Here is a 24,079-nt window from a genome sequence, read left to right on the forward strand (position 1 = left end):
ACCTGGGACGTCGGGGACGCACCGACGAGGAGCGACATGGCAAGCAAGGGCTGAAACGTAGGACGCCTCCAGAAAGATCAAGAGGAAGGTAGGGTGGGCCGGCTGCTTTGCAAGGGTGACGCAAGCTCGCTCACCTACCGGCCTGTAGCACTAGACATAGGGTCATGCGTGGCATGGTCACGCTTGATTCGCGGTGGGGTGCGTTGGTACTCCTGCCGAACGCTGCGGAGCCGATTTTCCGGCCTCGCGCGCGTTTTCACCCCGTCTCACGACGGCCTGTTGGGAGCCCGCTGGCATGCGAATCAAGCGCCTGGACATCACCGGCTTCAAGTCGTTCATGGAGCGGAGCGTCTTCTCGTTCGACGAAGGCGTCACGGGCGTCGTCGGCCCCAACGGGTGTGGCAAATCCAACGTCGTGGACGCCATCCGCTGGGTGATGGGCGAGCAGAGCGCGAAGAACCTGCGCGGCCGCGGCATGGAAGACGTCATCTTCAACGGCTCGGAGAACAAGCCGCCCCTGTCCATGGCGGAGGTGTCGCTCACCTTCCTCGTGGACGACACGGACACGCTGGCGCCCCAGTACCAGGGCTTCAGTGAGATCACGGTGACGCGCCGCCTGTTCCGCAACGGCGACTCCGAGTACCTCATCAACAAGACCGTCTGCCGCCTGCTGGACATCACCGAGCTGTTCCTCGGCACGGGCGTGGGCACCAAGGCCTACTCCATCATCGAGCAGGGCCGCGTGGGCCTCATCGTCTCCAGCAAGCCGGAGGACCGCCGGCACCTGCTGGAGGAGGCCGCGGGCGTCACCAAGTACAAGGCCCGCCGCAAGGCCGCCGAGCGCAAGATGGAGGCCACCGAGGCCAACCTCCTGCGCGTCAACGACATCACCAACGAGCTGGAGAAGCGGCTCGACACGCTGTCTCGCCAGGCGAAGAAGGCGGAGAAGTACCGCAAGCTCAAGGCGCGCATGCGGGAGATCGACCTGCACTCCACCAGCCACCGCTCCCTGGAGCTGATGGCGGAGAAGCGCGTGCTCCAGTCACGCCTGGAGAACCTGGGCGGCGAGGAGCGCGAGGGCCTGGACAAGGTGAAGGAGCTGGAGGAGGTCATCACCCGTCGCCGCGCGGAGCTGGACGCGGAAGGGGCGGCCCTCCAGCAGTACGCCGGCGAGGTGCACGCGCTGGAGAGCGCCCTGCAGCGCGAGGCGCAGGAGCTGTCCTACGGCCGCCGCGACTTCGAGGAGACCGGCACGCGCGTGGAGTCCGCGCAGGCGGAGCTGGACGCGCTGCTCGCGCGGCAGGCGGAGGTCGTGCGGACCATGACGGCCCGCGAGGCGGAGCTGTCGGGCATCGCCGGCTCGTACAAGGAAGACGAAGTGGCCATGGCGGTGGCCCTGGAGGAGCAGCGCCGCGTCTCCGTGCTCCAGACCGAAATCTCCCTGCGCCTGGAGCAGGAGCGGGCGGGGCTGGTCGCCGTGGCCACGCGCCTGGCGAACCACGAGAGCAACCTGGTCAACCTCGCGCGCCAGCGCGCGGACCTGGAGGCCCGCCGCGCGAAGCTGGGCGGTGAGCTGGAGGCCCTGCGCGCCCAGGAGCAGGAGCTGGACGCCGTGCGCACCCAGGCGGCCAGGCACGTGGAGGACACGCGCCACCTGGCCTCCGAGCTGGCCGAGCGCCGGGGCCAGGAGGAGGAGGCCCTCACCCGCACGCGCGAGGCCTTCACGGAGAACGAGGTCCAGGTCATCGCGCTGCGCGAGGAGCTGAGCGACAAGCGCAGCCGCCTGTCCTCCCTGGAGGACATCCAGAAGAACTACGACGGCTTCGACCGGGGCGTGCGCGCCGTCATGGTGCGCGCGGCGGAGGCGGCCCGCGAGCAGGGCATCTTCGGCCTGGTGGCGGACGTCCTCACGGTCACCAACGCCCGCTACGAGCGCGCGGTGGAGGCCGCCCTGGGCGAGCGGCTCCAGCACGTCATCGTGGACAGCCGCGAGAAGGGCGTGGAGCTGGTGGAGTACCTGAAGGGCCACGCCGAAGGGCGCGGCACCTTCCTGCCGGTGCCCTCCGGAGAGCAGGCCCGCGCCTACGTGGAGCCGGACCTCTCGCGCCCGGGCGTCCTGGCGCACGCGCTCAAGGAAGTATCCTGCGAGCCCGCGCTGGAGCCGGTGCTCAAGCTGCTCTTGGGCGACGTGGTCATCGTCCAGGACCTGGTCGCCGCGCGCGAGTACGCGGAAACCACCCCCGTGCCCGTCACGCTCGTGACGCTGGACGGTGAGGTGTTCCGCGCGGACGGCTCCATCACCGGCGGCGAGCGCGAGGGCGCGGCGGTGGGCGCGCTCCAGAAGAAGCGCGAGATCGCGGAGCTGGCGGCCGAAGTGGCCCGGGTGGAGGAGCGCTACAACGAAATCCTGACCCGCCACTACACGCTCCAGAAGCAGATGGGGCAGGCGGAGGCCGTCCTCAAGGGCCTGGGCAAGGAGCAGCACGCGGAGGAGGTCAACCTGGCCAGCCAGGAGAAGGACCTCCACAAGGCGAGCGAGGACCTGGCCCGGGTGCGCGAGCGGCTGCGCTCCCTGGAGGGCGAGGAGGGCCAGCTCGCGCAGAGCCACACCGCGCTCGCGAACGAGGAGGAGTCCAGCCGCGGCGAGGTGGCCCACGGCCAGGCGGACCGCGAGGCGCGCGAGGAGCGCGTGCGCCAGTACGCGGGCGAGCTGGAGGGGCTGCGCCAGCGCGCGGACACGGCGTCCTCGGACCTGATGGGCCTGCGCGTGAAGGTGGCCGCCGGCAGCGAGCGCGGCGAGTCCGCGCGCAAGGAGCTGGAGAGCCTGGTGGCGCAGCGCCGGGACATGGAGGCGCGCGTCAGCCGCCTGCAGGCCACGGTGACGGAGGGCCGCGCCAAGGTGGAGACGCTGCAGGGCCGGCTCGCGGAGCTGGAGTCCACCAAGGACCAGCGGGCGGAGGAGCACCGCGTGGCCGCGGAGGCCCTGGAGGCCCGCCGCACCGCGCACACCACCGCCACCGCCGAGGTGCGCGAGCAGGACACCGCCTTCCGCGAGCTGCGCGGCCGGCTGGACGAGCTCATGCAGGGCCTGTCGCAGATCACCCTGCGCGAGAAGGAGATTGGCCTGGAGCTGGAGCACCTGGCCGCCGGCATCCGCGAGCGCTACCAGCTGGAGCTGTCCGCGGAGCTGCACAACTACCACCTGCTGGCGCCGCTCTCGCCGGAAGTGGAGAGCGAGCTCAAGGACCTGCGCGCGCAGGTGGAGAAGATGGGGGAGATCAACCTCACCGCCATCGACGAGCACGCGGAGCTGTCCAAGCGCTTCGAGTTCCTCTCCTCCCAGCGTCAGGACCTCCAGGCGTCCATCAGCCAGTTGAAGGAAGCCATCGTCCGCATCGACGCGACGAGCCGCGAGCGCTTCAAGCAGACCTTCGACGTGGTGAACGACAAGTTCCAGGCCATCTTCCCGCGCCTGTTCGGCGGTGGCCGCGCCAGCCTCATCCTCACGCAGGAGGGCCCCAACGGTGAGCCGGGCGTGGAGATCGTCGCCCAGCCGCCGGGCAAGAAGCTCCAGAGCGTCAACCTGCTCTCCGGTGGCGAGAAGGCCCTCACCGCCGTGGCGCTCATCTTCGGCATCTTCCTCATCAAGCCCACCCCCTTCTGCCTCCTGGACGAGGTCGACGCCCCGCTGGATGAGGGCAACGTGGGCCGCTACAACGACATGGTGAAGGAGATGAGCCGCCAGTCGCAGTTCATCCTCATCACCCACAACAAGCGCACCATGGAGATCGCCGACACGCTCTACGGCGTCACCATGGAGGAGCCCGGCATCTCCAAGCTCGTCAGCGTGAAGATGCGCGAGGCCTCCGCGCACAACGACGACAAGGTCCCCGCCGCGTCGTAAGGCGCGGGGCAGGGCGGTCGCGCGAAAGAAGACGGGCGCCCCGGGATGTTCCCCGGAGCGCCCGTTGTCATTTCAGCGGCTTGAGCGAAGGACTACTTCTTCTTCGCCGGCGAGTAGCTCTTCTTCGGGCAGGCGCCCTGGTCCGCGGCCAGACGCTGCTGGGCGGCGGAGAGGTCCTTCTGGGTGTTGGCCAGGGCCTCCTGGCTGGCGGTCTCCACCGGGGCCCAGTCTTCCTTCTGGGCCTTGAGCTGCTGCACCAGCGTCAGGGTCGTCTGGTCCACCGTCTCCTGCGCCTTGAGCGCGTCCACCCACTTGGTGGCCGAGTCCACCAGCGCCTGGCACTTGGAGGACAGCTCGTCGAAGAGCTTGTAGTCCTTCGTCTTGGTGTACTTCTGCACGACCGCGTCATACGTGTCCGCCGCGTTGGTGCGCGCGCCGAAGGCGATGGCGGACGCGGCGGCCGTCTGGGTGCGCGCCAGCTCCAGCTGGAAGAAGCGCAGCTCCGGCGGCATGCTCGCGGAGGCCTCCACCGGGGCCTGCGAGTTGAAGAACACGAAGCGGAACGGGAACTTCAGCTCGCCGGACGTCGTCGCCGGCATGGCGGCGATCTTCGCCTGCAGGCAGGACGCCAGCTGGTCGCCTTCCGTGCTGCCGGAGGGCTTGAAGACGACCTCCGTCGGGTTGGGCTGGCCCTTCACGATGTGGATGTCGGACGTCAGCACCGGCGGCGTGGACGCCTTGAAGCCGGCGAAGCAGTCGCACCAGCTCTTCTCCGCCAGGCGCACCGTGCCGGAGAAGTCCGAGCCCTCGTTGATGCCCATGGTGACGGAGGGGTTGTTGGCGGTGGCGTGGTCGTACTCGTAGGAAGCCTCCACCGGCTTCGCGTCCGCCGCCAGCGCCGCGGGCTTCACGTGCGTGTCCAGCACCTGCTGGATGCAGGCCGTGCCGGCCGGGGTGAGGTTCTCACCGGAGACGGCGTGCGTGGCGCCCTGCGCGTTGACGGTGGACTTCACCGTCACCTTGGTGCTGGCGGCCGCGCCGCGGTTGGCCGGATCCACCAGGCACTCCAGCACGTCCGGGCGGACGCTCAGGAGCGCGCCCACGAGGACACCCTCGTTGGCGGGGGCGGGCAGGGTCTGCTCGTGCGGGAAGCAGGTCGCCAGGTCGAACGGGGGCTGGTTGGTGATGCGCAGCCGCTCTTCCTTGGTCATCTGCTTCTGACCCTCGGCGGGGGCGTCGGTCTTCTGCTGGCCCGCACAGGCGGCGGTGAGGATGACGGAGGCGACGGCGAGACGCTTCAGCATGGTGAGGCTTTCTCCCGGTTGGGGTGAGGGGGACTGCGTTCGGACGCTCACTTCTCCAGGCCCTCGGCGTTCTTGAGGTCCTTGAGGCGGAGCCCGTTCTTCTTCAACAGGCGGTAGAGGCTCTGCATGGACAGGCCGGTGCGCTGCTCCGCGGCCTTCATGTCGAAGGCCACCTCGCGCATCACCTCCGCGAAGTACAGCCGCTCGAAGTCCGCGAGCACGCGGTCCTTCGCTTCGTGGTACGGCATGCCGGTGACAATGGCGGCCACGTTGGTGGCGGGCTCGGTGCCTTCCGTGCGCTTGGGCGCGTGCGCCAGGAAGTCCAGCCAGCTGGTGTTGCCCGTCTCCTGCATCAGCGCGCCGCGCTCCAGCACGTTGCGCAGCTCGCGCACGTTGCCCGGCCAGTCGTAGCCCTCGAAGAGGGCCAGCGTCTGCGGCGTCAGCTCCAGCGCGGCCTTCATGCCGCGCGACAGGGCCTGCGACAGCGTGGGGATGTCGTCGCGGCGGGTGCGCAGGGGCGGCAGCTTCACGCGCGCCACCGCGAGCCGGAAGTAGAGGTCCGCGCGGAAGCGGCCCTGCCGCACGTCCTCCTCCAGGTTGCGGTGCGTGGAGGCGATGACGCGCACGTCCACCGCCACCGGCTGCCCGTCCAGGGACGGCACCTCGCGCGTCTCGAGCACGCGCAGGAGCTTGCCCTGCACGGACAGGGGCAGCTCGCCCACCTCGTCCAGGAAGAGCGTGCCGCCGCGCGCCGCCTCGAAGATGCCGCGCGCGCCCTTGTCCTCGTTCTCCCCGGCGCGCAGGCCGCCGAACAGCTCGCGCTCCGCCTTCTCCTCGGAGATGAGGTTGCAGTCCACGACCTTGAAGGCGCCGTGGCGGCGCAGCGAGTGCTGGTGCACCGCGCGCGCGGCCAGCTCCTTGCCCGTGCCCGTCTCACCCTCGACGAGCAGGTTCATGTCCTCACGCGCGATGCGGCGCAATTCCGTGAAGACCCAGCGCATCTTCTCCGAGCTGCCCACGAGCTGCCCGAAGGACTCCGCGCCGGCGACCTCCACCTCCGTCGCGCGCGCGGCCACCTTCACGGCCAGCTTCGTCTTGCCCAGCTCCACCTTGTCGCCGCTGGAGACGAAGGCCTGCAGGATGCGGCGCCCGTCGAGGAACGTGCCATTGCGGCTGCCGGTGTCGCGCAGCAGCAGGCCCTGCGGCAGCCGCTCCACCTCCAGGTGACGGCGGCTCACCGTCGGGTCGCTCAGCACCAGGTCGCCCGCGGCGTCGCTCCCCACGCGCACCAGCGAGTCCTGGGTGGTGACCTTCTTGCCCTTGTCCGGACCGCCCACCACCTCGACCGTCCACTCGTGAAGGGGAACGCGGGTGGCCTGGGCCTCGCGCTCCGCGTGGACGGTTTCGGTGACATCCGGTCTGTCAATCATGGTCACGGACCCCTGGTCGCAACGGGGCGTGGGGGGCAAAAACACCCCTCGTCGCCCTCAATCCCGCCTCTTTAGGGGGGACTGCACACACGGGGCAAGCGGAACAAGTGGACGCGGAAACGTCCGTTGAAGATGAAGACAGAAGGGGTCCGGCCGCCCCAACCGGGGACGTCGGGCCTGCCTTCCGGATTTCCCCCGGGCCTCAGTACTTCGCGGGGGCGTCGCTCGCGGGGAACGACTCCTTGGACTGCTCGTCCACCTCGTCGTCGCCGGGGCTGCCGCCGGAGCGCACGCTCGCGTTGGTGGGGCCCTTCACCTCGCGCGTCGGGACCTCCGCGTTCGCCTTGCTGCGCCTGGTGCCCTTGGACTCAGCGCCTGATGCAGCCGCACGGCCCGTGCCGGCCTGCGCGTTCATCATGCGCGCGCCCAGCAGGTTCTTGGCCCGCTCGGCCAGGTTGCGCTGCTCGTCCTGCCAGTCGCGGAAGAGCTGCGCCAGCTCCTGGTCTCCCGCGGCCTCCGCGTCGCGCAGGTACTGTGCGCTCACCGACGCGCCCTTGAGCAGGTGGTAGAGCGTGCTGATGAGGTCGTGGTGTTCATCCCGGGTCCCCGTGACTTCCTGTCCGCCCGCCATGGTGTTCCTCCCGTGAAAGGGGTGAATGCCTTGAGGAAGAAGGTAGGCACGGAAGGACGCGGGTGGCGTCCGGGCACGGGGCCCGGCCGCCTGGCTGCTCAAGCCTGGAGCATGGGGTCCAGCTTGCCCTCGCGGTCCAGCGCCGCCATGTCGCTGTAGCCGCCCACGTGCGTGTCGCCGATGAAGATCTGCGGCACGGTGCGCTGACCGTTGCTCATCTCCACCAGCTTCGCGCGGGCGTCGTCGTCCCCGGTGACGTCCACCTCTTCGTAGGCCACGCCCTTGCGCTTGAGCAGGTCCTTCGCCCGCACGCAAAAGCCACAGTAGGTCGTCGTGTAGATCTTCACGGGCTTCATGGATTTCCTCCGGGTCTCTTGATGCCAAACCTAAGGGGCCGTTGCGCGGGTGGCCACGGCCTTCGCGCGTGCCTGGCCCCTTGAAACACGACGGCCCCCGGGACCCTGGTGGGCGCCGGAGGCCGTCAAATCCCGTCCCCGGATGCGGCGGGGAAGGGTGGGGCGACTACATGCCCATGCCGCCCATACCGCCCATGCCACCCATGCCGCCCATGCCACCGCCGGCGGCGCCCTTGTCGTCGTCCGCCTTCGGGCGGTCGGCGACCATGGCCTCCGTGGTGAGCATCAGCGAGGCGACCGACGCCGCGTTCTGCAGCGCGGTGCGGCTCACCTTGGCCGGGTCGATGACGCCCGCGGCCAGCAGGTCCTCGTAGGTGCCCGTGGCGGCGTTGAAGCCGAAGGCGCCCGTGCCCTCCTTGACCTTGTTCACCACCACGCTGCCCTCCAGGCCGCCGTTGCCGACGATCTGACGCAGCGGCTCCTCGACGGAGCGACGGATGATGTCCACGCCGGACTTCTCACCGTCGGCGACCTTCAGGTTCTCCAGGGCCTTGAGGCAGCGGATGTAGGCCACGCCGCCGCCGGGGACGACGCCCTCTTCCACGGCCGCGCGGGTCGCGTTGAGCGCGTCCTCCACGCGGGCCTTCTTCTCCTTCATCTCCGTCTCGGTCGCGGCGCCCACGTTGATGACGGCCACGCCGCCCACGAGCTTCGCGAGGCGCTCCTGGAGCTTCTCACGGTCGTAGTCGCTGGAGGTCTCCTCCACCTGGGCGCGGATCTGCTTCACGCGCGCCTCGATCTCCGACTGGCTGCCCGCGCCGTCGACGACCGTGGTGTTGTCCTTGTCGATGGTGACGCGCTTCGCGCGGCCCAGGTCCTGGAGCGTCAGCGTGTCCAGCTTGATGCCCAGGTCCTCGGCGATCATCCGGCCGCCGGTGAGGACCGCGATGTCCTCCAGCATGGCCTTGCGGCGGTCGCCGAAGCCCGGCGCCTTCACCGCCGCCACGTTCAGCACGCCGCGGATCTTGTTCACCACCAGGGTGGCCAGGGCCTCGCCCTCGACCTCCTCGGCGATGATCAGCAGGGGCTTACCGGCGCGCGCCACCTGCTCCAGGATGGGGAGCAGGTCCTTCATCGACGAGATCTTCTTCTCGTGGATGAGGATGAGGGCGTCGTTCAGCACGACCTCCATGCGCTCCGGATCCGTCACGAAGTACGGGGACAGGTAGCCGCGGTCGAACTGCATGCCTTCCACGACGTCCAGGGTGGTGTCCAGGCCCTTGGCCTCTTCCACCGTGATGACGCCCTCCTTGCCGACCTTCTCCATCGCGTCCGCGATGATCTGGCCGATGGTGGTGTCACCGTTCGCGGAGATGGTGCCAACCTGGGCGATCTCCTTGTTGCCCTTGGTCGGCTTCGCCAGCGTCTTCAGCTCGGCGGTGATGGCGGCGACGGCCTTGTCGATGCCGCGCTTGATGTCCATCGGGTTGTGGCCCGCGGCGACCAGCTTCGCGCCCTCGCGGAAGATGGCCTGCGCCAGCACGGTGGCCGTGGTGGTGCCGTCACCCGCGACGTCGGAGGTCTTGGAGGCGACCTCCTTGACCATCTGGGCGCCCATGTTCTCGAACTTGTTCTCCAGCTCGATTTCCTTCGCCACCGTCACGCCGTCCTTCGTGATGGTGGGGGAGCCGAAGCTCTTCTCGATGACGACGTTGCGGCCCTTGGGCCCCAGGGTCACCTTGACCGCGTCGGCCAGGATGTTCACGCCGCGCAGGATGGCGTCGCGCGCGCGCACTTCGAAAATGATGTCCTTCGCCATGGTCTGAATCCTCTAGAAGTTGGGAGTGGGAAGACGAACGGCGGGCTTCACTTCTCGATGATGCCCAGCACGTCCTCTTCGCGGAGGATGAGGTGATCCTCGCCGTCCAGCTTGATCTCCGTGCCCGCGTACTTGGAGAAGAGGATGGTGTCGCCGGCCTTGATGTCCATGGCGCGCACCTTGCCGTCCTCCAGCACCTTGCCGTTGCCGACGGCGATCACCTTGCCCTCGAGCGGCTTCTCCTTCGCCGTGTCGGGGATGAAGAGGCCGCCCTTGGTCTTGTTCTCCTCGGCGACGCGCTTGATGATGAGCCGATCCTGCAGGGGACGAATCTTCATGGCTTGCTCCTGTGAATCGCGGCGGCCGGAGGCGGACGGAAGGTCCGGACCGGGAGCCGCAGGGGTGGTTGAAAAAGGGCCTGTGGGCCCCGGCGTTGGCACTCGCACCCGCTGAGTGCTAACGCCCAGGCGCGGCGGATAATAACCAGGGACTTCACCTCGTCAAGCGACGTCGGGACATCTGTCCGGATGCCGCTAAAGTCCCGTCCTGATTGGGCTTTTCCCAAAAACATTCCCACCTGTCACACCTGCCCGCCAGGCCGTGCGGGGTGTCAGGACGTTGGCACTCGCCCCGGACGAGTGCCAGCGTAAGTGCTTGATAAGACTCAGGTGCCTTTTGCCGGCGCCCGGCGACGTGACTACGCTTGCTTGAAGCGTGTCCTGGTGGGTCCGGGCGCTGGCCCGGGGGCCTTCCAGGCTTCATCCGGGAGGTGTGCTCGATGAGCGGACTGGTGACGTCCTCTTCCTCGCTGAAGGAGTTCTTCCGGGAGCTCCTCTTGGAGGTCTCGGCCCGGCAGCGGGTGGCGCTGGGCGAGTCCACCGAGTTCTACCTGGTGAACCTGCTGGCGGAGTTCGCGGCCACGGACAAGCTGTTCAGCCGTGACGCGGAGGGCCGGCGCGACCACGAACCGCTGGCGGAGCTGTACCACCGCTCGTTGCAGCAGGAGCGCGAGGAGCGCATCCGCACGCTGCGGCGGCTGGGCGACGTGTCGCTCTACAAGGTCGGCTTCTTCTCCGGCGCGCTGCAGCAGGGAATGGTGGGCCCGGACTACTACATCCAGATGGGCGGCGCCGCGTACGGCCAGGTGGCGGAGCTGGTGCCCGCGGGCGGCTTCACCGGCGTGTACCGCGAGCTGTGCGACAAGTTCCGTTCGCTCGTGGAGGTGCTGGAGGAGATCAGCGCGCGCGGCCTGGTGAGCGCGGGGCCCGCGGGCGCGCTGCGCGTCTACGAGTCCTGGGTGCGCACGGGCAACGACAAGCTGGAGCGCGTGCTGGTGGACGCGGGCTGGATTCCGCGCAAGGGGCCGCTTGCCAACTGACGCCGGGGACTTCCCGCTCGTGGGGCGCCTCCAGGCCCACCTGGAGGCCATCTACGGCTTCCAGTGCGAGGCCCGCGCGGAGGCCTTCGTGGTGGTGGACGCACAGGTCGCCGCGCTCCTGGGCGGCACCGGGCGCGCGCCGGAGGAGCTGCTCGTCATGGAGGCCCGGGGCGATCTGGAGGTGGCGCTCTACCTGGACCCCGGCCTGCGCGAGCGGATGGAGCGCTACGCGGGCAGCCCGCTGGCTTCCGTGCTGGAGGGCGACCTGGACGGCTACTGCCAGGTGACCGAGGGCGTCAGCCACTTCCTCTACGTCGCGCACACGGCGCACTACGAGCGCACGGTGTCGCTCTTGGAGCTGGAGGCCCAGGCGGAGGTGGACAAGTTCGTCGTGTGCCTCATGCACCGCTGGGGCGAGGGCGTGGCCGGGTGGGCGCGGGAGCTGTTGGGGCGCCTCTTCGACCGCGTGGCGTACCAGCCGCTGCTGTCCGTGGAGGAGCGCTGGCGCTACGAGGAGGCGAACCGGCTGTCCCGGCGCTTCTGCGCGCGGCTCATGGGGCACGTCCTGAGCCGGCGGTTGGACCGGCTCCTCGGCGACCTGCGTTATGCCTACCGGTTGGGGGCGGAGGCCAAGCTGCGCCACTTCGCGCACGGCGGTTGAGGGTCCCGGCCGCCGCCTGCATCGGGTAGGGTGGGGGCATGCCGCGCGAGGCGTCCTCAGGAGGCATCGTCATCCGCTTCCAGGACGGGGCCTGGGAGGTCGCCGTCATCCGTCCGCACGGGCGTCACCTCTGGGCGCTGCCCAAGGGCCACGTGGACCCTGGCGAGACGCCGGAGCAGACCGCGCGGCGCGAGGTGAAGGAGGAGACGGGCCTCACCGCCGTGGCGCTGCTCGCGCCCCTGGGGGAGATCCGCTACGTCTACCAGTTCCGGGGGCAGCGCATCTTCAAGCGCGTCCACTTCTTCCTCTTCCGCTACGAGGCGGGGGAATTGGGGCCGCTGCCGGGGCCGCGCGTGGAGGTGGACGAGGTGCGCTGGATGCCGCTCGAGGGGCTGATTCCGGCGCTGGGCTACAAGGGTGAGAAGGCCGTCGCCGGCCGGGCGCTGCGGTGGATGCGCGCCCAGGGCCTGGCGTCCGGGACTCCTCCCCCCGTGGAGGGGAAGGAGCCGGGGTAGAGGCAGAAGGCTACTTCTTGGCTTCCTCGCCCACGTACTTGCCGGACAGCGCCTCGCGCACGTCGCGGTCGAACTTCACGCGCTGGGTGGCGACCTCGCGCAGGGCGAGCACGGGCGGCTTGTTCTTCGAGGTCTCGATGATGGGCCGGGCGCCGGCCATCAGCTGGCGCGCGCGCTTGGCGCCCAGGAGCACCAGCGCGAACCGGTTGTCCACGTAGGGAAGGCAGTCTTCAACGGTAACGCGGGCCATGGAACATCCTTCTTGGCTCTGATGTGAGCCGGTGGAAGCCTCTCAACCTAAAGAGCGGGTCTGGATCAGTCAAGGAAGGATGGCGGGCCGGAAGAGTGCTCGGCAGCCGACCCTCCCACACGCAGGGTGTTGGCTGACGGACGCTCCATTCTCAACTTCCGGAATTCGAGACCGAAGGCCTCAACGGATCAGAAGGGGTGCGTTTTTTCGCGTAGGGAATGGGACGCCAGGGTGGGTCCGAATCGCCCCGTCGCCGGCCGGTTTCCGGGGTAACGGGTTCGCGGGAGGAGGTTCCTCATGAGCGCGGGAGCGTCGTCTGTCACCGGCCGTATCGGGTGGGTAGGGGAGGGGTGGCCGTGGTGAGTGGGCCGGTGCTCGTCACGGGTCCCACGGGCAACGTGGGGCGCGCGGTGGTTCGCGCGCTCCTGGCCGAGGGGGTGGCGGTGCGCGCGGCGGTGAAGTCGCCGGAGCACACGGTGTCACTGCTCAAGGAGATGGACGGGGACGTGATGCCCATGCCGCTGGACTTCCTGCGGCCGGAGACGTTCCTCCCCGCGCTGGAGGGCGTGCGGGGCGTGTTCCTGATGCATCCGCCGGCCATCGCCCACGCGGAAGGCATGCTCAACGCGTTCATCGACGCCGCCGCCACGCAGGGCGTGAAGCAGGTTGTGTTCCTGTCCATGGCGGGCGCGGAGACGCGGGCGTGGGCGCCGCACCACGCGGTGGAGGCGCACCTGATGCGCTCCAACGTCGGGTGGACGCTGCTGCGCCCGGCGTTCTTCGCGCAGAACCTGGGGGACGCGTACCGCGAGGACATCCGTCAGGACGGCCGGCTCTACATGCCCGCGGGCCACGGCAAGGTGGCCTTCGTGGACGTGCGCGACGTGGGCGAGGTGGCGGCGCGGGCGCTGCTGGACACGTCGCTGCGCAACCGCGCCTTCACGCTCACCGGCCTGGAGGCGGTGACGTTCGAGGAGGTCGCGTCCGTTCTATCGGAGGTGCTGGGCCGGCCCATCCGCTACGTGCCCGCGTCGGTGCCCGGCTACGTGCGCCACCTGCACCAGCGCCGGCTGTCCTGGGGCCAGTTGGGCATGCAGACGCTGATGCACGTGGGGCTTCGCTTCGGGAAGGCGGAGCAGGTGGACCCCACGCTCACCAACCTGCTGGGCCGCCCCACGCGCACGGTGCGCCAGTACATCGAGGACCACGCGCCGCTCTGGCGCTGAAGCGCCTCAGGCGTACCAGAGCGCCCAGGCGATGAGCACGACCTGGAGCGGCAGCCGCGCCCAGAGCAGGGCCCGGGGAATCTTCCGGAACTGCTCCGGGTGCTGGGCCATGTACAGGTTCGCGGGGAACACCGCCACGAACAGCGCGACCAGGCCCCAGGCCGCGAGCCGCGTGGTGGCGGGTACCAGCAGGAAGATGCCCAGCAGCACCTCCGCCACGCCGCTGATGAGCACCAGCTCCCGGGGCCGGGGCAGGTACGGCGGCATGATGCGCATGTACATGCGGGGCTTGAGGAAGTGGTTCACCCCCGCGGCGACCATGAACAGCGCGAGCACGTACTGCAGGATGGTTTTGACGTCCATGGCCGGTGGGGCTCCTCGCGCGGCATCGAAGCCCGCGCGAGGCGCCGGAGTCCACGCCTACTTTCCGGCGAACGCCTCTCCGACGATGGCGCGCGCCTCCTGGACGATGGCGTCCAGGTGCGCCTGGTCGCGGAAGCTCTCCGCGTAGATTTTATACACGTCCTCCGTGCCGGACGGACGCGCGGCGAACCAGCCGTTCTCCGTCGTCACCTTGAGGCCGCCCAGGTCCGCGTTGTTGCCCGGCGCGCGCGTGAGGCGCTGGAGGATGGGCTCGCCCGCGAGCGACGTGGCCTTCACCGCGTCCGGCGACAGCTTCTTCAGCGCGGCCTTCTGCGCGGACGTGGCCGGCTGATCGATGCGCGTGTACAGCGGCGCGCCGAACTTCCTGGCCAGGTCCTGGTAGTGCTCGCCGGGGTCCTTGCCCGTGCGCGCCAGGATCTCCGCCGCGAGCAGGTCCAGGATGATGCCGTCCTTGTCCGTGGTCCACACGGTGCCGTCCTTGCGCAGGAAGGACGCGCCCGCGCTCTCCTCGCCGCCGAAGCCCAGCGACCCGTCCAGCAGCCCGTCCACGAACCACTTGAAGCCCACCGGCACCTCCACCACGCGGCGGCCCAGGTCCTTGCCCACGCGGTCGATGAGGCTGCTGCTCACCAGCGTCTTGCCCACCGCCGCGTCCGCCTTCCAGCCCGGGCGGTTGCGGAAGAGGTAGTGGATGGCGACCGCGAGGTAGTGGTTCGGGTTCATCAACCCCATGCTGCGGGTGACGATGCCGTGGCGGTCGGAGTCCGTGTCGTTGCCGAACGCGAGCGCGTACTGGTCCTTGAGCTTCACCAGGTTCGCCATCGCGTACGGCGACGAGCAGTCCATGCGGATCTTCCCGTCATGGTCCGCGGGCATGAAGCCGAAGGTGGGGTCCACGGTGGGGTTCACCACCGTGAGGTCCAGGCCGTACTTCTGGGCAATCGGCGCCCAGTAGTGCAGGTTGGAGCCGCCCAGCGGATCCGCGCCCAGCTTCAGCTTCGCGCCCCGGATGACGTCCAGGTCCACCACGTTCGCCAGGTCCGCCACGTACGGGGTGATGAAGTCATACGCCTTCACCGAGCCGCTCGCGCGCGCCTTCTCGTAGGGGACGCGCTGCACGCCCTTGTTGCCCGCGGCCATCAGTTCATTGGCGCGCTTCTCCACCAGCGACGTGACGTTGGTGTCGGCGGGGCCGCCGTTGGGCGGGTTGTACTTGATGCCGCCGTCCTCCGGCGGGTTGTGGGACGGGGTGATGACGATGCCGTCCGCGAGCCCGCTCGTGCGGCCCCGGTTGTACGTGAGGATGGCGTGGGAGATGACCGGCGTGGGCGTGGCACCGTCCGTGTAGCGGACCTCCACGCCGTGCGCGGCCAGCACCTCCAGCGTGGTGCGCTGGGCGGGCTCGGAGAGGGCGTGCGTGTCCATGCCCAGGAAGAGCGGACCGTCATATCCCTGCTGCTTGCGGTACTCGCACAGGGCCTGCGCCACCGCGAGGATGTGCGCCTCGTTGAAGCTGCGGCGCGCGGCGCTCCCCCGGTGACCGGAGGTGCCGAAGGCCACGCGCTGCTCGGCCACGGACGCGTCGGGCGTGTCGTCGTAGTACTGCGCGCGCAGCTTGTCGGGGTTGATCAGCAGGTCGCGCGAAAGGGGCTTGCCAGCGGAAGGGTGTGCCATGACGGAGGCAACCCTAGCCGCGCGCGCCTTCAGAGGGGAGCCGAAGTCGCGGCCCTGTCGCGCGCCTCACCCGTCCTGACGCGCTCCGTCCAGTAGCGGGCGGGACGCGGGCTGCCGGGATGGGGGCGCGTGTCCGGAAGCCGTCAGCGCGCCACGGCGACGGAGGCCGCGGAGGACGACGCGGGCGGGAGGGCCTCGGGCGCGGGGGGCTCGTTCTCCTGCGGCTGGGCGGCGTGCTCCGGCAGGAACATCAGCAGCACCAGCGCGGGGATGGCCGCCGCGGCGGTGAAGGCGAAGAAGGTGGGCCAGCCCATCCACTCGGCCAGGTAGCCGGACACGGAGCCGATGAGCCGGTTGGCGATGGTGCCCAGCGCGGACAGCAGCGCGTACTGCGTGGCGCTGAAGCTCTTGTGGCACAGCGACATCACGAAGGCCGCGAACGCGGTGACGCCCAGTCCCGTGCACACGTTGTCCACGGCGATGGTGCCCGCGAGCATCGCGTCGTTCTTGCCCACCAGCGCCAGGGCCATGAAGGCCAGGTTGGTGAGGCCCTGCGCGGCGCCGAAGATGAACAGCGCGCGGCGCATGCTGAGCTTCACCATCAGCACGCCGCCCAGCAGGCCACCGCCGATGGTGGCCACCATGCCCAGCGTCTTGCTGAGCGTGCCAATCTCCGTGTTGGAGAAGCCGAGCTCGATGTAGAAGGGCGTCACCATGCTGGCGGCGATGGCGTCCCCCAGCTTGTAGAGCACCAGGAACGCGAGCACCCCCAGCGCGTACTTGCGGCGGAAGTAGTCCACGAAGGGCCGCACCACGGCGTCCGCCAGGTTGCGCGGAGGCCGCACGCTCTCGGGCTCCGGGGCCAGCAGTGTCGCCACCACGCCCACGCCCATGAGCAGGCCCATCACGTAGTACGTCTGGGACCAGCCCAGGTGGTCCGACAGGATGAACGCGAGCCCGCCCGCCACGAGCATGCCCATCCGGTAGCCGGTGACGTACAGCGAGTTGCCCAGCCCGCGCTCCTCCAGGGTGAGGATGTCCGTGCGCCACGCGTCCGCGACGATGTCCTGGCTGGCGGACAGGAACGTCACCACCACCGCCATGCACGCCATGGCCAGTGGAGCGTCCTTCGGATTCACCAGGCCCATGGCGGAGATGGCGCCCATGAGCAGCACCTGGGTGAGGAGCATCCAGCCGCGCCGCCGGCCCAGGAAGGGCAGGGTGTAGCGGTCCATCAGCGGCGCCCACAGCACCTTGAAGGTGTAGGGCAGCGCCACCAGGCTGAAGATGCCAATCGTCTTGAGATTGACCCCCTCGTTCTTCATCCACGCGGACAGCGTGACGCCGGTCAGCCACAGGGGGAGGCCGGACGCGAAGCCGACGGCCATCAGGAGCCAGATGCGCCGGCTCTTCAAGACGGTGAGAAGCGAGGAGTTGGGCATGGGGGCGCGGGAAACAGCCGCCAGCATAGAGAATCCACCCCGCGCGTCACCTTCCAAGGGCCAGGGACTGTCCGCCCGGCTGCTGTCCGGCCCCAAGCTCAGGCGTAGCCCGGGCGGCCTCTTCAGGGTTTCGGGTCCAGCGCGGACACGTCCGGACAGGTGGCGCGGTTGCCCTCGGTGGGGGTGATGAAGTCCCAGTTGCGCTGCATGAAGGTGATGCGCGTCCGGGCGTCCCAGCACTCCGTGTACTGCGCGCCCTTCGCGTCCCCGTCCAGGATGTTGAGCACCAGCACGCCCCGGCCATCCGGCGTCCAGCGCGCCACGATGTCCAGCGTCTCCAGCAGTCCGCCGGGAATCAGGTCCGTCGACGGCAGCCGGAACGCCATCTCCCCCAGGCCCTCGGGCGTCTGACGCGACGCATAGCGGGTGTTGGGCGTCGCCGCGCCCGCGCCGGTGAAGAGCAGCTCCACGCGCGTGGGCAGCGCCTTCGTCTGGTAGTCGATGTCCAGCCGGTCCAGGGTGCTCGCGTCCCCTGTGTCGAAGCCGTGGGTGCGGGCCGCCTCGAGGTCCAGCGCGAGCGTGCCGGTGCCCTTGCGGATGCCACCGTCCGCCCTGAAGGTGCCGGGCAGGTAGGTCCACCACGCGTCCTCGCCGCCGCCCCGGGGACGGAACTGGAGGAGGTACGCGAAGGAGGCGTCCTGGCGCTCCATCACGAAGCGCAGCTCGTGGCCCGGGTGGTCATCGGAAGGGAAGGGGCCCCAGATGCGCCGGTCGGTTTCGCGCGTGGTGGGCGGGGCGTCGCGGAACAGCTCCAGCAGGGCGAGCAGGCCGTCCACGCTGGTGTTGAACCGGGTGCCCGCTTGATAGGCCTGGAGGGCGAGCTCCGACGTGCCGCCCAGCACCAGCGACGCGCTCAGCCGCTGGGTGCGCGTGTCCAGGCCCTGTCCGGAGCGGGCGGTGTCCGGGAGCTTCGCGGCCAGGTCCTCGCGCTGGGGCAGGGCGTTCTGGAACTCCAGGTCGTCGTTGGAGAAGTCGCCGCCGCACGCGACCGCGAGGAGACAGGGGAGGGCCAGGGCAAAGGTTCGCATCACGTGCTCCCTCATGGCTCGTACGTGAGGAGCGCGGCCAGCTCCCAGAACCCCAGGGAGCGCTGCGCGTCGACGGTGTATTGGAGGTACTGCAGGCGGCTGCGCGCGGTGAGGTTCAGCTTGCGCGTGAGCTGGACGCGCGCGCCCGTCGCCAGGCCCGGAGACACCATGGCGAAGCGTTGATCCGGGAACGCCGCGTCGTCGAACTTGCGGCCCATGATGAGGTACGCGACGCGCACGCCCACGAACGGGGCGAAGCGGCCCACGGGCCATTCGGCGGTGAGGCTGGTGCCCACGTTCACCACGGAGTAGCGGTACGTGGGGCCCGCCAGCGTGGGCAATGCCAGCACGCCATTCGTGCCGCCCACCGCCGCGTCGAAGCCCCAGACCCAGTCGCGGCGGAAGTAGTCGTGCAGCTCGGCCTCCGCGCCGAAGAGGGGCACGGAGAGGAAGAGGGACTGGCGCGTCTGGGGGTCGAAGAAGGACTGGAAGCCGCCGGTGAGGCCGAACGTCCACCACGCGCCCTTGTCCAGCATCGCCCCCTTCACGGGGTCGTCGGAGAACGGCGCGTCCTTGAAGCGCGGCTCCTGCAGGATGGTCGTGCGTCCGCGAGCGACCTCGACTTCACCGATGCGCAGCCGGTCGCTGAGCCGGCGTTTCACGCGGTAGGTGCCGGGGGCCAGGGCCACGCGGCGCTCGGTGTCCGCGGCCTTGTCCAGCTCCGCGACCACGAGGCCGCCGGGGTCCACGAAGTAGTAGGAGCCCGCGGGGGCATTGCCGGGGACGACCAGGCCTTCGGCGCTCGCGCGCAGGTCGGTGAGGACCAGGTCGCCGTTGCCCGCGAGGTCGTAGCTGAAAGTCGGATGCTGGGGGCCGGCGCTGCTGTCCGCCGTGTCCGCGACGGTGCGGGCGTAGGCGTGGGAATACGCCTCGAAGAGCGTCACGCGTCCGTCGCCGCTGCGGTCCGCGTCTCCCAGCAGGCCGCTGGCCAGGTGATGGGAGAAGTAGCTGCCGCCCAGCGCGTCTGACTCCTGCGAGTCCTCGTCCGCGGCGCTGGAGGTGAGGATGACGACGCCCCGGGCATCGCGTGCGGCGCCGGACTCCACGTCGAAGGCCGGGGCCTTGCGAGCGCCCTTGGTGCGGGTGAGCGCACCGGAGCGGCACGAGTCGAGGATGGCGATGCGGATGTCCACGGGCGCGTCGGCCAGCCGGCGCTTGAGCGCGTCGAAGGCGAGGCGCGAATCCCCCAGCCGCAGCGCGCCGTCCTTCGCGTGGCCGGAGTAGTAGACGAACAGCGCGGTGCGCTCGCCGCGAGCCTGGGCCGCGCGGGCCCGCTGCTCCAGCTCCGACAGCGCGAGGAGGAAGTCCTTCGCGTCGTCGTCCAGGAGGAGCTTCGCATCAGCGGGGGACACGCCGCCCAGCCGCGTGAGCAGGTCGTGCATCTTGCGCGCATCGTCACGCGCGTAGCTCAGAGGCCGCGTATCCGCGCCGCCCGTGTCGTTGCCCGCGATGAGCGCGAAGCGGTGCAGCGTGTCCGCATGCGCGGCGGCGGAGGCCAGCACCAGCGTGGGAATCGACGCCCGCATCGCCGCGCCCCACGAACGCCCGCACCCTGATGCGCGGACGCCCGCGTAGGCAGGTGCTGCGCACGTAGGCGAGGCACTCCAAGGCGCACGCCGCGCTTCCTGCGTGACGCGCATCAGCACAGCCCGTGCCCACGCCGCCGCGGCGCTCCACGGCGCACGCTGTGCTTCCGGAGTGACACGCGTCAGCACGGCTCGTGCCCACGTCGACGGGGCGTCCCACGACGCGTGCCGCGCTCCCTGCGCGAGGAGGCGCTTGAACGTGGCTCGTGCCCAGGCCGCCACGGGAGCGAGCACCTGTCTCACGGGGCCGTCGCTCATGGCTTCAGCAGCATCCACTGCGTCTGCGCGCCCGCGACATCCAGCGGGGCCATGCGCGTGACGTCCCGGCCCGCCGCATTGAAGGCCTTCCGGGCCGCGTCGCTCAGCGCATCCATGGACACGGGCGCGTCCGTCAACACCAGCACCACGCGCTCCGCACCCGCGCCGGTGAACTCCACGCTCTCCGGCAGCCAGTGCTGCCCGGCACCCGGCTCCACCGCGAGGCTCTCCCCGGACTCCGGATACAGCGGCGTCACCTCGCCCTGCGCATCCACCGACAGCGCCGCCACGTAGCGGTATGCGTCCGCCGTGTAGCCCAGCCGCACGCGCTCACCGGGCTGCAAAGCCTCCGGCGCCTCCGTGCTCGCCACCCGCTGCGGATCCACACCTCCACCGATTCGCAGCTCCGCGCCCGCGCCGCCCTTGAGGCGGTTGCCCGCGACGGGCGGCTGGACCGGATCCGTCCTCCCGCCGGTCTCCAGCAGCGGACGCGCCAGCACCAACACCAGCACGGACGCCGCCACCGCCATCAGCGGCCGGACCCACCGCGTGCTCGTCGCCGGCTCTCTCGCGGCCTGTCTCGCGCGGGTCCGCTCCACGCCGGCCTCGAAATGTTCGAACGGGACCTCCGCCTCGAACGCGGCCTGCGCATCCGCGAAGGACCTCAGCGTCGCGCCACACGCCTCGCACGCCTCCACATGCGCCTGAACGCGGTTCGCTTCCTGGGTGGGCAGTTCGCCAGCGTGCAGGCGGCGCAATGTCCAGCTCGACTCGTGCGCGCTCATCGGACGCTCAGCTCCTCTCCACCCAGCTCCGCGAAATGCTCCAGCCGCTTGCGCACCGTGGGCACCGAACGTCCCAACACCGCGGCCACCTCTTCCAGCGTCATCCCATCCACGTGGTAGTGGATCGCCGCCGCCTGCGTCTCCGCGTCCACCCGGGCCAGCAGCTTGCGCACCAGGTCGCGCGTCTCCATCGCCTCCGCGCCGCCATGGCCCTCGGAACGGGCCGCCTCGTCCCTCGCGAACCACTTCCTCCACGCCGCCCCTTCCGAGCGCAGCTGGTTGAGGCAGTGGTGCGTGGCGATCTTCATCAGCCAGGTCAGCGGAGACGCCTCCGCCCGGAACGACTCCCCGTGCACGAGCGCCCGGGCGAAGACGTCATGCATCGCGTCCTCCGCCCGGCTCGCGTCCTTCAGCAGGTAGCGGCAGCGCTCACGCACGCTGCCGCCATACTTCACATACAGCTCGCGCAGGACGGCCCGCCGGTCCTCATTGGGACGGGGAGGTACCACCTTCAGGGCCAGCGGGGTCGGTCCGGTCACGCGCGGCGCAAGCCTACCGCGACCCGGCTCACAGCGACGAGTACACCGCCGCCGTGAACCCGCCGCAGGCCGCCTCCGCCTCGCCGTAGCCCATGCGCGGGTCCAGGCTGATGCGGAAGTAGGTGCTGAGGAAGTTGCTGTCCCAGCACTCGTTCAGCGTGGCCTCGCCCACCAGGTCGCCGCCCGTCACCTTGATGTCCGAGCGGCCTGCCCCCGTCGCCGTCCAGCGGCTCTTGATGGACAGCTTCTCCAGCTTCGCGCGCAGCGGGTTGCCGTCGTCGATGTCCTCATTCGTCGCGAACTCGAACTCGCCGCCCGCCGTCGCGGACGCCTTGTAGTGGTACGTCCCGTCCACGCGCTTGTTGGGGTCCTTCTCGTCACGCACCTGGTGGAAGTCCGCGTCCACCGTGGCCTCCGCGGAGGCGCTCGGGCGCGAGTAGCGGATCTCCACCGTGCCCACGTTATCGTCGGCGTCCGGCAGGGTGTGCGCCGCGTCCCAGTCGATGAACAGCTCGCCGGAGCCGTAGCCCTTCACGCGCTCGCCGTCCGCGTCCACCGCCACCTGTTGAGCGCCGGACAGCACTGCGCGGAAGGCGCTGTCCTCCTCCGCCTTCGCCTTGCCCTCCAGCACCCAGGAGAACGACGCCTCCCCCGACTTCGTCACCGTCAGCCGCCACGTGGTGGGGCTCAGCGCCTCCGTGCTCGGGCCCCACACCGCCTTGTTCTCCTCCAACGTCGTCGGCGGATACTTGGAGATCTGCTCGATGAGGTTGAGCACCCACAGCGTGCCGCCGTTCACCGCCACCGTCGCGTTCACCGTCGCCTGGTAGTACTCCGCCTTCTGCCCCTGGCCGTACTGCGCGGAAGGTCCAGCCGCCGTCAGGCCCTGGCCGTTCTCCTTCGGCGCCTTCACCTGCGTCATCTCCTTGGACGGCAGGCCCTCACGGAACGTGTCCGCGTCATTGGCCTGGATGTCGTTGCAGCCGACGAACAGCAGGGAGGCACACAGCAAGCTCTTGCGCAGCATGGTCGGGCGTCCTTTCAGGGCCCGTCTTGTGCGGGCCGTGCGGCAGTGAATTCGCCCCTATGGACACAGGCCGACCCAAAAACAGAAAAAGCGCTCGCTTGAGGTGGAAAAGCACAGTGAAACCAGGCGCTTGGCGTCTGGCTGCCTGCTCTCCGGCCGCCCGCGCCCGCCTGCCCGACGGTTGAAATGGGCCATCCCTACCTTTCGCCCATGGAAAAACGACACCCGAACCATCCCGGGGAGATGGGTACGGACGCCACGCTGGCCGAGCGGGAGCGTGCGCCGGACGAGATCAACGCCCGCGCCAGAGCCGTCGGTCTGCTGCATGAGGCCGGGGTGCCGTTCGTGGTGGGCGGGGCGTATGCCTACGCCACCTATACCGGCATCTACCGCGACACCAAGGACCTGGACCTGTTCCCGCGCAAGCAGGACGCCATCCGCGCCCTGGAGGTGCTGGAGAAGGATGGCTGGCGCACGGAGCGGCCCGACGAGGTCTGGCTCTACAAGGCGTACAAGGGCGACTACTTCGTCGACTTCATCTTCTCTTCCGGCAACGGCGTGGCGACGGTGGATGACGAGTGGTTCACCAACGCCAAGAAGGCCACCATCTTCGGCTACGAGTGCCTCATCGCGCCCGCCGAGGAGATGATCTGGTCCAAGGCCTTCGTCACCGAGCGCGAGCGCTATGACGGCGCGGACATCAACCACCTCATCCTCAAGGCGGGGCGGGAGATGGACTGGGACCGCATCCTCCGGCGCTTCGACCGCTACTGGGAGGTGCTGCTCAGCCACCTGATGATGTTCCGCTTCGCGTATCCGAGCGAGCGCGACATCGTGCCCAACTACGTGATGACGGAGTTGATGAGCCGCACGCTCCAGACGGTGCGCGACGGCAGCTGGGACGAGAAGCTGTGCCGGGGCAACCTGGTGTCCAAGGTGAACTATCACGTGGACATCCACCACTGGGGCTTTGGGGACGGCAGGGCGTGGGACGAACAGGACAGACCCGAGGGGGGAACCCGTGGCGCGAGATCCGAGCTCGAAGATTCGGCTGGCAGCGGTCGGTGACCTGCACTGCCGGGAGGACCAGCACGGGCGCTTCCGGCAGCTCGTCAAACAGGTGAATGCCTCGGCGGACCTGCTGCTCCTATGCGGGGATTTGACGGACCGCGGGATGATTGAAGAGGGCAAGGTGCTGGCCGAGGAGCTCTCGGCCTTGCGCGTCCCGTGCGCCGCGGTGCTGGGCAATCACGACTACGAGCACGGGCAGGTGAAGGACATCTGCTCGGAGCTCTCCAAGGTCGGCGTGCACATCCTCGACGGGGACCACTTCATCTTCGAGAAGGTGCTGGGCGTCGCGGGGGTGAAGGGCTTCGGAGGCGGCTTCGGCAACGCCACGTTGCAGGCGTTCGGCGAGGGGCAGACGAAGTCCTTCGTGCAGGAGGCCGTCACCGAGTCGCTCAAGCTGGAGGCCGCGCTCAGCCACCTGGACACGCCGAAGAAGGTCGTGATCATGCACTACGCCCCCATCCCGGAGACGCTGGAGGGGGAGAACATCGAGATCCGTCCCTTCCTGGGGACGAGCCGTCTGTCGATGCCCATCGACCACTACGGCGCGGCCTACGTCTTCCACGGCCACGCGCACCACGGCGCGCGAGAGGGCAAGACGAAGAGCGGCATCCCGGTGTTCAACGTGGCCATGCCGCTGCTCACCAAGTTCACGCCCGAGCAGCGCTTCGCCCTGATGGAGGTGTAGCGCTAC

General features: G+C 69.6%; 22 protein-coding genes. 7 read left to right on the forward strand and 15 right to left on the reverse strand.

Features of this window, described 5'->3' with window-relative positions; genetic code table 11:
- Nucleotides 1-295: 295 nt before the first annotated feature.
- Nucleotides 296-3,904 carry a chromosome segregation protein SMC gene (gene smc, locus ACX114_RS12560; RefSeq protein WP_459297896.1) on the forward strand — a complete coding sequence of 1,203 codons (3,609 nt, stop codon included), beginning with the start codon at nucleotides 296-298 and terminating at the stop codon, nucleotides 3,902-3,904.
- 92 nt (nucleotides 3,905-3,996) lie between these two features.
- On the opposite strand, the gene ACX114_RS12565 is transcribed toward smc, so the two are convergent.
- From ACX114_RS12565 to groES, 6 genes are all read right to left on the reverse strand, one after another.
- On the reverse strand, nucleotides 3,997-5,208 hold the full coding sequence (locus ACX114_RS12565) for a hypothetical protein (RefSeq protein ID WP_459297898.1): 1,212 nt from the start codon (nucleotides 5,206-5,208) through the stop codon (nucleotides 3,997-3,999).
- Between the two features lie 47 nt (nucleotides 5,209-5,255).
- A complete protein-coding gene (locus ACX114_RS12570) occupies nucleotides 5,256-6,638 on the reverse strand; it encodes a sigma 54-interacting transcriptional regulator (RefSeq protein WP_206798035.1) in 1,383 nt (460 codons plus the stop codon).
- A 202-nt stretch (nucleotides 6,639-6,840) separates the two neighbouring features.
- Nucleotides 6,841-7,269, reverse strand: a complete 429-nt coding sequence (locus ACX114_RS12575; protein WP_459297900.1) for a hypothetical protein — start codon at nucleotides 7,267-7,269, stop codon at nucleotides 6,841-6,843.
- A gap of 98 nt (nucleotides 7,270-7,367) precedes the next feature.
- Entirely contained in the window at nucleotides 7,368-7,625 is a 258-nt protein-coding gene (grxC, locus tag ACX114_RS12580; RefSeq protein WP_206798033.1) for a glutaredoxin 3, read from the reverse strand.
- 166 nt (nucleotides 7,626-7,791) lie between these two features.
- On the reverse strand, nucleotides 7,792-9,444 hold the full coding sequence (gene groL, locus ACX114_RS12585; RefSeq protein WP_459297902.1) for a chaperonin GroEL: 1,653 nt from the start codon (nucleotides 9,442-9,444) through the stop codon (nucleotides 7,792-7,794).
- A gap of 47 nt (nucleotides 9,445-9,491) precedes the next feature.
- Complete coding sequence (gene groES / locus ACX114_RS12590) at nucleotides 9,492-9,782, reverse strand: co-chaperone GroES (RefSeq protein WP_014395362.1); 291 nt, start codon at nucleotides 9,780-9,782, stop codon at nucleotides 9,492-9,494.
- A 440-nt stretch (nucleotides 9,783-10,222) separates the two neighbouring features.
- Here groES and ACX114_RS12595 point away from each other — a divergent pair, with 440 nt between their 5' ends.
- From ACX114_RS12595 to ACX114_RS12605, 3 genes are read left to right on the forward strand one after another with little or no spacing between them, the layout of a single operon-like run.
- Nucleotides 10,223-10,822, forward strand: a complete 600-nt coding sequence (locus ACX114_RS12595) for a hypothetical protein (protein WP_120621900.1) — start codon at nucleotides 10,223-10,225, stop codon at nucleotides 10,820-10,822.
- The gene (locus ACX114_RS12600; RefSeq protein WP_459297905.1) at nucleotides 10,812-11,483 is read left to right on the forward strand and encodes a hypothetical protein; all 672 of its coding nucleotides are present in this window, start codon (nucleotides 10,812-10,814) and stop codon (nucleotides 11,481-11,483) included. Before ACX114_RS12595 ends, ACX114_RS12600 begins: the two co-directional genes overlap by 11 nt.
- 38 nt (nucleotides 11,484-11,521) lie before the next feature.
- Complete coding sequence (locus tag ACX114_RS12605) at nucleotides 11,522-11,998, forward strand: NUDIX hydrolase (protein ID WP_459297907.1); 477 nt, start codon at nucleotides 11,522-11,524, stop codon at nucleotides 11,996-11,998.
- Between the two features lie 10 nt (nucleotides 11,999-12,008).
- Here ACX114_RS12605 and rpoZ read toward each other — a convergent pair whose 3' ends face one another.
- On the reverse strand, nucleotides 12,009-12,248 hold the full coding sequence (rpoZ, locus tag ACX114_RS12610) for a DNA-directed RNA polymerase subunit omega (protein WP_014395366.1): 240 nt from the start codon (nucleotides 12,246-12,248) through the stop codon (nucleotides 12,009-12,011).
- 350 nt (nucleotides 12,249-12,598) lie between these two features.
- Between rpoZ and ACX114_RS12615 the strand changes: the two genes are divergently transcribed.
- The gene (locus tag ACX114_RS12615) at nucleotides 12,599-13,474 is read left to right on the forward strand and encodes an SDR family oxidoreductase (RefSeq protein WP_459297909.1); all 876 of its coding nucleotides are present in this window, start codon (nucleotides 12,599-12,601) and stop codon (nucleotides 13,472-13,474) included.
- Nucleotides 13,475-13,480: 6 nt separating this feature from the next.
- On the opposite strand, the gene ACX114_RS12620 is transcribed toward ACX114_RS12615, so the two are convergent.
- The 8 genes from ACX114_RS12620 to ACX114_RS12655 all read right to left on the reverse strand — a co-directional run bounded on the left by ACX114_RS12620 (nucleotide 13,481) and on the right by ACX114_RS12655 (nucleotide 22,317).
- Nucleotides 13,481-13,837, reverse strand: a complete 357-nt coding sequence (locus ACX114_RS12620; RefSeq protein ID WP_459297911.1) for a DoxX family protein — start codon at nucleotides 13,835-13,837, stop codon at nucleotides 13,481-13,483.
- Nucleotides 13,838-13,894: 57 nt separating this feature from the next.
- On the reverse strand, nucleotides 13,895-15,532 hold the full coding sequence (pgm, locus tag ACX114_RS12625; protein WP_459297913.1) for a phosphoglucomutase (alpha-D-glucose-1,6-bisphosphate-dependent): 1,638 nt from the start codon (nucleotides 15,530-15,532) through the stop codon (nucleotides 13,895-13,897).
- A 143-nt stretch (nucleotides 15,533-15,675) separates the two neighbouring features.
- Complete coding sequence (locus tag ACX114_RS12630) at nucleotides 15,676-16,974, reverse strand: AmpG family muropeptide MFS transporter (RefSeq protein ID WP_459297915.1); 1,299 nt, start codon at nucleotides 16,972-16,974, stop codon at nucleotides 15,676-15,678.
- Nucleotides 16,975-17,096: 122 nt separating this feature from the next.
- Nucleotides 17,097-18,062, reverse strand: coding sequence for a hypothetical protein (locus ACX114_RS12635; RefSeq protein WP_459297917.1), 966 nt, complete (start codon nucleotides 18,060-18,062; stop codon nucleotides 17,097-17,099).
- An 11-nt stretch (nucleotides 18,063-18,073) separates the two neighbouring features.
- A complete protein-coding gene (locus ACX114_RS12640) occupies nucleotides 18,074-19,648 on the reverse strand; it encodes a caspase family protein (protein WP_459297919.1) in 1,575 nt (524 codons plus the stop codon).
- A gap of 314 nt (nucleotides 19,649-19,962) precedes the next feature.
- Nucleotides 19,963-20,751, reverse strand: a complete 789-nt coding sequence (locus ACX114_RS12645) for an ACP synthase (protein ID WP_459297921.1) — start codon at nucleotides 20,749-20,751, stop codon at nucleotides 19,963-19,965.
- Nucleotides 20,748-21,290 (reverse strand): RNA polymerase sigma factor, encoded by a 543-nt coding sequence (locus ACX114_RS12650; RefSeq protein WP_014395374.1) that lies wholly within the window; start codon nucleotides 21,288-21,290, stop codon nucleotides 20,748-20,750. Before ACX114_RS12650 ends, ACX114_RS12645 begins: the two co-directional genes overlap by 4 nt.
- 28 nt (nucleotides 21,291-21,318) lie before the next feature.
- A complete protein-coding gene (locus ACX114_RS12655; RefSeq protein WP_459297924.1) occupies nucleotides 21,319-22,317 on the reverse strand; it encodes a hypothetical protein in 999 nt (332 codons plus the stop codon).
- Nucleotides 22,318-22,560: 243 nt separating this feature from the next.
- On the opposite strand from ACX114_RS12655, the gene ACX114_RS12660 reads away from it, so the two are divergent.
- Together ACX114_RS12660 and ACX114_RS12665 are read left to right on the forward strand one after the other, a co-directional pair.
- Nucleotides 22,561-23,385 carry a nucleotidyltransferase gene (locus tag ACX114_RS12660; RefSeq protein ID WP_459297926.1) on the forward strand — a complete coding sequence of 275 codons (825 nt, stop codon included), beginning with the start codon at nucleotides 22,561-22,563 and terminating at the stop codon, nucleotides 23,383-23,385.
- Nucleotides 23,369-24,073, forward strand: a complete 705-nt coding sequence (locus ACX114_RS12665) for a metallophosphoesterase family protein (RefSeq protein ID WP_459300142.1) — start codon at nucleotides 23,369-23,371, stop codon at nucleotides 24,071-24,073. Before ACX114_RS12660 ends, ACX114_RS12665 begins: the two co-directional genes overlap by 17 nt.
- The last annotated feature ends 6 nt before the right edge of the window (nucleotides 24,074-24,079 follow it).

It is taken from the genome of Corallococcus sp. M7, assembly GCF_054512695.1.